Origin of the sequence: Microcoleus sp. AT9b-C3, assembly GCF_036705485.1 — a bacterium.
GTDB lineage: Bacteria > Cyanobacteriota > Cyanobacteriia > Cyanobacteriales > Microcoleaceae > Microcoleus.
In genome coordinates this window covers 84,471-94,635 of record NZ_JAUBUR010000028.1, presented here as the reverse complement: position 1 = coordinate 94,635, position 10,165 = coordinate 84,471, and the positions used below count along the sequence as shown (strand labels likewise).

The window sequence follows — 10,165 nt, the reverse complement described above, 5'->3', positions numbered from 1 at the left end:
TTCAGCTCCGAGTTAACCATTTTTCTTCATTTTACATCATCTTGCATTTGTCTCACATTTATTTGAAATGACTATAATACTAAAAAAAACGTTTTTTACCCGAATTCTTCGATCGCTCGAATCCAAGAAAATTGGTTTGTAGTTAGGAAATCCGTCCTCGCGGAGTCAATCTAAAATCTAAAATCTAAAATCTAAAATCGTTCGATCGCGCCGCCAAACTTGCCACCACCGCCACCAACTCAGCAGGCTCGATCGGCTTGGGAACGTAAATTTGAAAACCTTGTTGCAGTGCCCGTATCCGTTCCTCTGCCCTACCAACCGCCGTGAACGCCAACGCCGGAATTTCCCTGTCCACCATCCGCGATCGCACTTGTTGCAGCAGAGCCTCTCCATCAAGGGCCTGTATTCCAATATCGATCGCCAACACATCTGGATTCAGCCTTTCAATCGCCTCCAGGGCAGCCATTCCAGAGCTAGCCGTCTCCACCAGGGCCCCGCAATCTTCGAGCACGGTACAGGCAAAATCCAGGGAATCCGCGTCGATATCGACCACCAATACCCGCACTCCAGAAAGATTGCTGTTGACAAAAGACTCCTTTACAGGGGCTCGCGCCTTGCTTGGAGGAATCGCCAACTCCCCAAGTCCAGCAACAGACAATCCAGCGTCGCAATGAAGCTGTTGAATTGGCAATTTCACTAAAAACCTCGAGCCTTTTCCCTTCCCGGCTGATTCGGCTTGCACCGTCCCCCCGTGCATTTCCACAAAATGTCGCACTAGGGCCAAACCCAAACCCAATCCGTTGTACGATCGCCTTGTAGAGCTGTCCGCTTGGCTGAACCGTTCGAAAACGTGTGGCAAAAACTCTTGTGAAATCCCTTGTCCCGTGTCGCTGACCTCAATTTCCACACTAGCGGGCGACAATTTTTTACAGCAAGCCGATTCATCAGGGGCCAAAGTCCCCTGCATCTTTCGCACCGTCACCTTCACCTGTCCGCCATCGGGAGTAAACTTAATCGCATTCGACAGCAAATTCCAGGCTACCTGCTGCAACCGGCCCGAATCGGCAAAAATCCGCCCGGTAGTTGGGTCGAAATCCGTCACAATTTCAATATTTTTGGCGGCAATCGCGGGCGCGAGAGTATCGATCGCAGCCTCAACAGTCGAAATCACATCCACCCACCGCAAATTCAGCGACAGTTTCCCGGTAATAATCTGCGACACGTCCAGCAAATCCTCGATCAGAGTTGCCAGCGATCGTGTATTGCGGTCGATCGTTTCCAGAGCCCGAACAGTCGTTTTTTCGTCAAACTTACGGTTTCGCAGCAGTTGCGCCCATCCCAGCATCGCATTCAGCGGTGTCCGCAATTCGTGGGACAAAGTTCCTAGAAACTCGTCTTTAATCCGGTTCGCCCGCGCCAATTCCTGGGCTCGATCGTGCAGTTCTCTTTCCAACCGCTTGCCCACCGTCAAGTCGAGAATAAAAGCCACAGATTCTTGACGCTTTTGGGCCAGCAAAACATATCCGATCAACACCGGAATGCGGCTGCCGTCTCTCCTCCAGAATTCCTTTTCGTAGGGAGTGCAAGCCCCCGTTGCTTGTGCCTCTGCAATCCCCTTCTTGTCGAGAGACTGGTACTCCGGGGGCGTGAGGTCAATCCAGTTTAATTCCCCGCGCTGCAACTGTTCCCGCGTGTAACCAACTATCCGCAAAAATTCATCGTTGGCCTCGACGATAGCGCCGTTCACATCCCCGAAGATAATTCCTATCAAGTTAGCTTCGGCTAACATTCTCAGCTTTTCTTCGCTAGCTTGGAGTGCAGCTTCTGTTTGCTTGCGATCGGTAACGTCTTGGATGTAACCCGACACACCCGAATCGGAAGGATAAAAACGCATCTTCAACCACTTATTCCATAACGGTACGAATTCTTCATACTCGATTGTTACCTTTTCTGCTAATGCTTTGGTAGCCATTTTGTAAAAAGGTAAATCGACAGCACCGGGAAATATATCCCAAATTTTTTTACCAATCAGTTCTGCTTTTGGTCTGCCTAACAGCTCAATAGCTTGGTGGTTGACATAGGTATAGTTCCAATTTAAATCAATAGCGATAAAAGCATCGGTAATGCTTTCGAGAATGTTAGTAATTTGATCGTTTGCCAATTGCAGCGCTTTAGCAGTTTCTTCTGCTTGCAACCTCGCTGCTTGTTCGCGGCACAAAGCGGCAGCGCGTTCTTGTTCTGCCTGTTTTCGATCGCTAATATCGATGTAAGAACCGATGTAACCAGCAAAAGTGCGATCGGGTCTGTACCGAGGTACGCCTGTACCCAAAACCCAGCGGTATTCACCGTCATAGCGTCTCATGCGACATTCAATCCGATACTCGCTGCCAGCTTGGAAGGCTTTTTGGTAAATATCCAGACATTCAGGTAAGTCATCGGGGTGCAAGTTTTCCATCCAACCCGTGCCCATTTCTTGCGCCAAAGTTCTACCGGTAAACTCCAGCCAAACTTTGTTAAAGTAATCGCCAAGTTGGTCAGTGTCCGACATCCAAATCATCACCGGCGCGGTATCTGCCATAATCCGAAATCTCGCTTCGCTCTCCTGCTTCTGTGCTTCAGCTTGCTTGCGCTCATTTCGTTCTTGAACTTCCCGCAGGGCCCGCTCAATCGACGGCACCAGGCGTATCAAACGGCGTTTGAGAACATAATCAGTAGCGCCGCTTTTCAAAGTTTCGATCGCCACTTCCTCGCCCAAAGTAGCCGAAACAAAAATAAAGGGCACTCCCGGACAAGTAGTGTGGGCGATTTCCAGTGCAGCTATCCCGTTAAAACAAGGCAGCATATAATCTGCCAAAATAATGTCAAAACGTTGTTTTTCCAGCGCCGTGGCAAAGTCTTCTCGAGTTTCCACACACACCAGAGAAAATTGGAGCCCGCCATCCATTAGATATGCCTCAATCAGTTCGGCATCTAGGGGACTGTCTTCTACTAAGAGGATACTGAGCGTTTTCACAAAAATTCCTTTTACTTAAATATTAATTAGCGGACACAAAATTTGATCGCGCTGCGGCTGGTTAAGTGAAGCCCAAACAAGTCTTGCGTTTTTAATGGCATAAAAAAATGTAAAAATCAATTGGTTTCATGAGTTGAGCATTCGTATCTCAATCCTAGCTTCTAATCAAGTCTATTGCTGCTTGCAGCTAGGTGAATCCCCGCTCTGACGTTATCGGCTAGTACGCTTGTTTTTCCTTAACTTTCGTCGGCTTCCAAGGAATCGGCATCGCTGGAGTCTTGCTTCAATGCAGCAGTTTAGGTAGACCCTGTTGAACAAATAGTTTCGCTCTTCTGGCTAGAAACAACTATCTATGTAGTAATTTATCTCGCTTGCTACTAACTACTGCTACCTCGTTTGGCAGATTATTTTTTTTGTAGTGATGTCCGAGTTAATTATATATTGCTTTGCCGCTCCTTTGAAACTCGAATTCGCTTGAATTCTGCCCTTATTTCCTGAATATAGATATATCTGTCAAAAAAAGTCAAAGTTGCTCGTCTGTCTGCTTTACTTTTTGCCGGATTTGCCTAATATGCAAGTGTTGGATGGTAGGCAACGGTTGCCTTGTTTATCGTTGTCGCCCATCAAAAATCACCTATATTGTAGTAATAGCTGGTCACACTGCATCTATCCCTAGAGAGATTTTTCCAGAGACACTGCACTCAACCTGCATAGATTCCCCTGAATTCCGTACAACGAAGTGCCACCCAGCCGAAAATCTGAGAAAGCTCGATCGACCAATTAAATTCCTATACAAATCACAGAAAATTTTCTCTCGACTCCCTACACTTGCACTCCCTGGCTGCCTATGACCGATCGGCTTATTGATTGAAGCAACCCAAAGTGTCTTAAAATATACAATACGGTGAGCTGCTGCACAGCCCGCATATATTAAAACTAAGCGCCAACTTGCAATAATTCTTTAAAATAAAGGTACAGCACCGGCGATCCCTAACTCTTCCCCCTCAGAAAGGGTAGGGTTTAGCAGAATTGAAAACCATCGTCTATGGTGACTTCCAGTAAAGCCCGTGCAGTTGCTTTAGTCTCAGCTTTATTCAGGTTATTGGCAACCAGTTACGAGGAGATTTGACCCGCCGTGCTCCAACGCATCAAACAAGACTTAAAAAACGACCTGATCGCAGGACTATTGGTAGTGATCCCCTTAGCTACCACCATCTGGCTGACAATTACCGTCGCCAGTTGGGTCATCAATTTTCTCACCAAAATTCCCAAGCAGATCAACCCTTTTGACGGACTCCACCCAATTTTGGTGAATCTGCTAAATCTTTTAGTAGGGCTGGCTGTACCCCTGCTGAGCATCTTAGTCATCGGTTTAATGGCCCGCAACATTTTCGGCAAGTGGCTGCTAGACTTTGGCGAACGGGTGTTGCAGGCAATTCCCCTAGCGGGTTCGGTTTACAAAACCCTCAAACAACTGCTGGGAACCCTCCTCAACTCAAACGACAAATTTCGCCGCGTGGTGTTAGTGGAATATCCCCGGCGGGGAATCTGGACTTTAGCATTTGTGACCGGTACGATCGAGAGTAACGACATCCCACCTCACCTTTCCGGTGAAACCCCGATCGGCATTTTCATCCCCACCACTCCGAACCCCACTACCGGATGGTACGCTATAGTGCCGGAGGCAGATTTAGTCAATTTGTCAATGTCGATCGAAGATGCCTTTAAAGTCATCATCTCTGGCGGCATCGTCAACCCCAGCAACTCAGTTCCCGTAACCCCCGAAAAAATCAAGGGCAAAACACTCGAACCCTTGGTATCCGAATCAAGATACCAGGCTGTTCCAGTCGAAGAAGAGTGAACCAAGACATCTTTAGTGGTCCTTCAGTTGACAGTTGACAGTTGACAGTTGACCGCTTTATAGCTACCTCTACCTGGAAGTCCGAGGATTGGAGTAATGAATAGTCTTCTTTTAATTTCTCCCGCTCATGCTTGGGGCTTTAAACCAATTCTTTCTGGTAAGGCCGTGTAAACTTTCCCCATAGCAGATAATATTTCGACAAAACCAACCCAAACTGAGAAAGTCTATACTCAGAAACCCGGTTTCGAGCATAAATCTTGGGTTTGACAGCGAAGTATCTGTAAACTACCCGCCGCTGGCGAGTCAGATGGCTGGTCTTGTACCGCTTTTAGTCGAGTTTTCTGCTAAAGTTCAAGTCCGCGCGCGATCGAAAAACTTCCTAAATTCTCAATTCCTATCTAAAAACTATGAAAAAAGCCCGCGAAACAGCACGCGAACTCGCACTCCTCGGGATCAGCCAACTGCCAACGAATCCAGAACTCTTAGAAGCCAAGAAACTGCAAGATGTTCTCCTCGCCGCCATCCGTACCCTGACAGCAGAAGTTCAAGAATCCCTAGAAGCAGCAGCATCCGAAGTGCAGCGGAGTAGCGACAAACTGCTTGCCAGCGAAATCCGCGCCGCCGATATACAAAGTGCTAGAACAATGGTGCGGGAAGCAGTCGAACTCACCCAAACCGCAATCAACCGTCTCGGTTCAGCAATGGAGTTTCCAGAACTGATCCAGCTAGCCAACCAGCAAGATGTCCGCACCTATGCTTTGCAAATCCTGACGAAAGTCAGCGCCAACCGTGTTCAAATTGATGAATTGCTCTCGGAAGCCCTTGTAGACTGGCAAATAGAACGGTTGCCCCGGATCGATCGAGATATCATGAGAATCGCGATCGCCGAAATGCTATATCTCGGCTTACCCGAACAAGTCAGCGTCAACGAAGCCGTCCAACTCGCAAAACGCTACAGCGGCGACGAAGGACATCGCTTCATCAACGGAGTCCTCCGCCGAGTAGTCGATAAAATCAATGCAGAAGTTGTTAGTCCCTAGTCCTTAGTCCTCAGTCCTCCGGGTGCTTGGTGAGTACCTTACCCGGAGGGTGCACGCCGGGGCGCGAACCTTACCCAGAGTCATTAGCAATCCACAATCCGCAATTCGCAATCCGCTCTAAACTAAGGACTAATAACTATATTCCCAATTTCCTATGGTATTTAATTGGTTTCGTCGCCAGTACAGCGAAAGCAAATCTTCAGAAACAGAGGCAACCCCCGAACAGCCACAAGATGAGTCGGCAAAATCCCCATCGGTTGAGCCTCAAACAGATGCAACAGAGCAAGGCTCTCCTGCTGTAGCCGAAGATTATCTCAATTGGGCAAAAGCTGCTTACAAAAATATTCAAAAACAGCAAAAACCCGAAACAGAAGTTTCTGAGACAGCAGCGCCCGATGTTCCAGCAGCCGCAGCAGAAAGCGCAGCAGTTGCAGAAGTTGCAGAACCGGCGACTATTGAAGCAACCGAGCCGATCGAACTTGAACCAGCACCCACAGCACCAACTGTTGCAGAAGTTCCAGAAGTTGCAGCACCAGCAACAGTTGAAGCAACCGAGGTTTCGGAACTCGATGCAGCAGTGCCAGGAGAAATTGCAGAAACTCTGCAACCCACAGCCGGGGCGATCGACATTGCACCTATTGCTCAACAATTAGAAGTTACAGCAGAAAATATAGAAATTGCCGAACCTGCAACAGAGGTTGTAGAAACCCAATCACTCGCATCCGATGGCGAAGCAGCCGAAGCCCTGCCGTTTTGGGCCAGAGCTCAGGCCGATCGGATGGAGCGCATCGAACGCCTCAAAGAAACAGCCCTTGAAGAACCAGAAGTAATTGCAGCCGCCGCCGAGAGAGCGGCAATTATCGAAGAAATTCCCGGTTTCGCCTTTGACGAAGGCTTCCTGTGGTCTTCAGAAATTTTAGCCAGTCAAGGCCGCCGCCCAGACCAAGTATCCGTCGAAGAAATCACTTGGCTGCAAAAACTGCGGAAAGGCTTAGAAAGAACGCGCCGCAGCTTAATTAATCGACTAAAGGCGATCGTCGGTCAAGGCCCGCTCAATCAAGACGCGGTAGCGGAAATTGAGACTTTGCTGCTACAAGCCGATGTCGGAGTCGCAGCCACCGACATCATTATCAATCGCCTCCAAGAAAGACTCAAACAAGAAGTGCTGCCGCCAGAACAGGCTCTAGCCTACCTGAAAACCATCCTGCGCGACATTCTGGACGCTCCCTGTGCCGAAACCGCCGCCGGTAATCCCGCCTACAGCCTGACATTTGCCCCAGAAAAAGACACTTTTAACATCTGGTTGATTGTAGGAGTCAACGGTGCGGGCAAAACTACGACGATCGGCAAACTTGCCCATATTGCCCAAAAATCCGGCTACAAAACCCTGATTGCTGCCGCCGACACTTTCCGCGCCGCCGCCGTCGAACAGGTGAAAGTTTGGGGTTCCCGCAGCGGCGTTGAAATTATTGCCAACCCAGGGAAAAATACCGATCCGGCTGCTGTCGTGTTTGATGCGATCGCGGCTGCCAGCGCCCGAGGCACAGAACTGCTGATCGTAGACACCGCAGGCCGCCTGCAAAACAAAAAAAATCTGATGGACGAATTAAGTAAAATCCGTCGCATTGTAGATAAGAAAGCCCCAGGCGCTACCGTAGAATCTCTACTGGTCTTGGATGCCACACTGGGTCAAAATGGTTTGCGACAGGCAGAAGTGTTCGCAGAATCGGCCAAATTAAGCGGAGTAGTATTGACAAAACTCGACGGTTCTGCTAAAGGTGGTGTTGCCCTAGCAGTAGTGCAGCAGCTCGGTCTGCCAATCCGCTTTATTGGAGTCGGGGAAAGCATCGAAGACTTGCGTCCGTTTTCTAGTTACGAATTTGTGGAAGCCCTACTCGATTTTAGATTTTAGATTTTAGATTGATGAGGCATTTGCCAGCCGCCCCCATCTTTGGGAGGCGGACACAGATCTTCAAAATCTCAAATTATTAACCTCAAACTAGCATCGCAGGACTTGCGCCGATCGCCACGAGCGATCAAGTGAAAAATAAATATCTAGAAACAATACCTTCGTTCTGTTATTACTTGGTTGGGCTCAAACCGCGAGCAAAAGCAAGCGTATCAAATTCAGCTCAAATTTAGTATCAGTCGGCTGTCTGATTGCACATTCTTCCAGATCCCCCTGGCGCCCCCTTGATAGTCGGGTGGGACAGGAAATGGTCAAAGTCCCCCTTCTTCTTAAGGGGAGCCACTGCGGTCTTGGGCCGCCCCAAGTAGAGCAAGCAGCGTGGATTGAGGGGGTATCTAGACTCAGCTATAAACGATATTTCTTAAGAACTTTAGACTTAAGTTGATACCAATGCCCTAGTGCCCAACTTACTCGCTCAAACCAAACTACTTGCTCGAAAAAAAAACGGGTTTCTGTTCAAGTGGCCCGTAAGTCCTCAATCATTCCTCCTCCGTCTAAGATCGAAAATCACAAATTTAAAATGACTGCTGTGCCTTTGCCTCGCTCCTCACCTCAACCTGCGGACCGCCCTTCGGGTCGCAATTCCACCGACGCGACGCCAGTATTTGCCCTCAAAGAACTGGTGGCGCGTTTGCACCGATATCAGCACAACGTTCAAGATATGTTGGGTTCGCTGGGATTTGCCCTGCGAAGTTTTAACAATCTCAACCAATTTTTGGAGTTGGTGCCTTTGGTTGCGACTCGCGTTACCGACGCCGATGGGGGAGCTTTAGTGCTGTTCAAACCCAACGGTCAAGTCAGGTTCCAGCAGTTGCATTGTCAGGAAGGACGGCAGTGCCAAGATATGCGAAAAGCGCTGGAAATAGCCACCAGGCAAGCTACAGCAGGTGCGGGCGCTACTGCTGCATCGTTTTCGGAAACCTCTGGGCAAACTTCTAGTCTAGACCTGCAAGTCGGTCGTTATTTGGGCCCGGATGTTCATTTGTTTGGGGCGCCAATTTTAGTCAACAATTTGGAACGGGGGCGGCTTTATGTTTTTAGCAGTGACCCACAATATCTCTGGACTCCCAGCAGACAGAAATTAGTTCGGTTGGTGGCGGATCAAACTGCTGTGGCTATTTGCAAAGACGAACTTACTGTTAAGTTGGCGGAAAAAGACCGCTTAGATAGAGAGTTAGAAATCGGGGCGGAAATTCAATTGCGGCTGCAGCCCCGCAGTTGTCCGAAAATTCCCGGTGTTGACGTGGCCGCCCGCTGCCAAACTGCTAGCAGAGTCGGCGGAGATTATTATGATTTTATTCCCGCTGACTATGACCCGATCGGCAAGGAGAATGAGGGGGAAAACCCCCCATCCCTGATTAAAAATCTCAAGTCCAAAATCGACAAGGGCCGCTGGAGCATTGTGATTGGCGATGTGATGGGCAAGGGAGTACCGGCTGGCCTGTTGATGACGATGACACGGGGTATGCTGCGGGCGGAGGTTTTGAACCGCCACTCGCCGTCGAGAATTTTGCAACATTTAAACCGGGTTATGCACGCGGATTTGGAAAATTCCCACCGTTTTGTGACTCTGTTTTATTCGGAGTATGACCCGAAAACTCGCGTTTTGTCTTACAGCAATGCTGCTCACCACCCGCCTTTGCTGTGGCAAGCTGCAACTAATACGATTCTTCAGCTCGATACTTTGGAGGGTATGTTAATTGGCCTGGATGCTGATTCGCATTACCAAGAAGCTCAAGTGCAATTGCAGCCAGGAGATACTATTATTTATTACACAGACGGATTTACCGATGCTGCTAATCAAAGGGGCGATCGGTTTGATGAGGATAACTTGACCTCGGCTTTTCAGTGGGCCTGTCAAAATTATCAGCAGTCTGAAGAAATTTTGGATTATTTGTTCGATCGGGTACACCAGTTTATCGGCATCGGCAATCGTAACGAAGATGACATGACACTGGTTGTACTGAGGGTAACACCTTTAGCAGGAGAAAATCACCATGATAGTTAATTTAATGCCGGAAATTATTGCTGGATTAACCAGTTCGATTAATTGGAACGAGGTCGCTCACGTGGTAGTTTTGAAATCTCATTTGAGTTCGACGGTGGTTTTGGGTCAAAGTTACGAAATTTTTACGAATTTCCAGAAAGCTTGGCAGAATTTTGTTTCGACTGGTCAAATAGGAGCTTTTTTTATAGGTATTTTTGTTGGCTGGTTCTTGAAAGGGATTTTTCGTTAGAGTTCTTGTCTAAGAAGGTATCGGTAACAGATTTAAAAGGTTCGT

The 10,165-nt window shown here is 48.4% G+C and carries 6 protein-coding genes; 5 read left to right on the top strand and 1 reads right to left on the bottom strand.

Translation table 11 applies throughout. The features are described 5' to 3' along the window. Positions 1-184 precede the first annotated feature (184 nt). The gene (locus QUB77_RS22835) at positions 185-3,013 is read right to left on the bottom strand and encodes a PAS domain S-box protein (RefSeq protein ID WP_333177446.1); all 2,829 of its coding nucleotides are present in this window, start codon (positions 3,011-3,013) and stop codon (positions 185-187) included. 1,135 nt (positions 3,014-4,148) lie between these two features. On the opposite strand from QUB77_RS22835, the gene QUB77_RS22830 reads away from it, so the two are divergent. From QUB77_RS22830 to QUB77_RS22810, 5 genes are all read left to right on the top strand, one after another. Further along, positions 4,149-4,874, top strand: coding sequence for a DUF502 domain-containing protein (locus QUB77_RS22830; RefSeq protein ID WP_333135998.1), 726 nt, complete (start codon positions 4,149-4,151; stop codon positions 4,872-4,874). 407 nt (positions 4,875-5,281) lie between these two features. After that, the gene (gene nusB, locus QUB77_RS22825; RefSeq protein WP_333177448.1) at positions 5,282-5,914 is read left to right on the top strand and encodes a transcription antitermination factor NusB; all 633 of its coding nucleotides are present in this window, start codon (positions 5,282-5,284) and stop codon (positions 5,912-5,914) included. A gap of 154 nt (positions 5,915-6,068) precedes the next feature. Then, entirely contained in the window at positions 6,069-7,826 is a 1,758-nt protein-coding gene (gene ftsY, locus QUB77_RS22820; protein ID WP_333177450.1) for a signal recognition particle-docking protein FtsY, read from the top strand. Positions 7,827-8,403: 577 nt separating this feature from the next. Beyond that, positions 8,404-9,891: a PP2C family protein-serine/threonine phosphatase gene (locus tag QUB77_RS22815; RefSeq protein WP_333177453.1), complete on the top strand. Its 1,488-nt coding sequence runs from the start codon at positions 8,404-8,406 to the stop codon at positions 9,889-9,891. Next, positions 9,881-10,120, top strand: coding sequence for a hypothetical protein (locus QUB77_RS22810; protein ID WP_333177455.1), 240 nt, complete (start codon positions 9,881-9,883; stop codon positions 10,118-10,120). Before QUB77_RS22815 ends, QUB77_RS22810 begins: the two co-directional genes overlap by 11 nt. The last annotated feature ends 45 nt before the right edge of the window (positions 10,121-10,165 follow it).

Excerpts from the sequence above, each read along its gene's own strand:
- nusB (WP_333177448.1), top strand. The coding sequence starts at position 5,282 with ATGAAAAAAGCCCGCGAAACAGCACGCGAACTCGCACTCCTCGGGATC.
- ftsY (WP_333177450.1), top strand. The coding sequence starts at position 6,069 with ATGGTATTTAATTGGTTTCGTCGCCAGTACAGCGAAAGCAAATCTTCA.
- QUB77_RS22815 (WP_333177453.1), top strand. The coding sequence starts at position 8,404 with ATGACTGCTGTGCCTTTGCCTCGCTCCTCACCTCAACCTGCGGACCGC.
- QUB77_RS22810 (WP_333177455.1), top strand. The coding sequence starts at position 9,881 with ATGATAGTTAATTTAATGCCGGAAATTATTGCTGGATTAACCAGTTCG.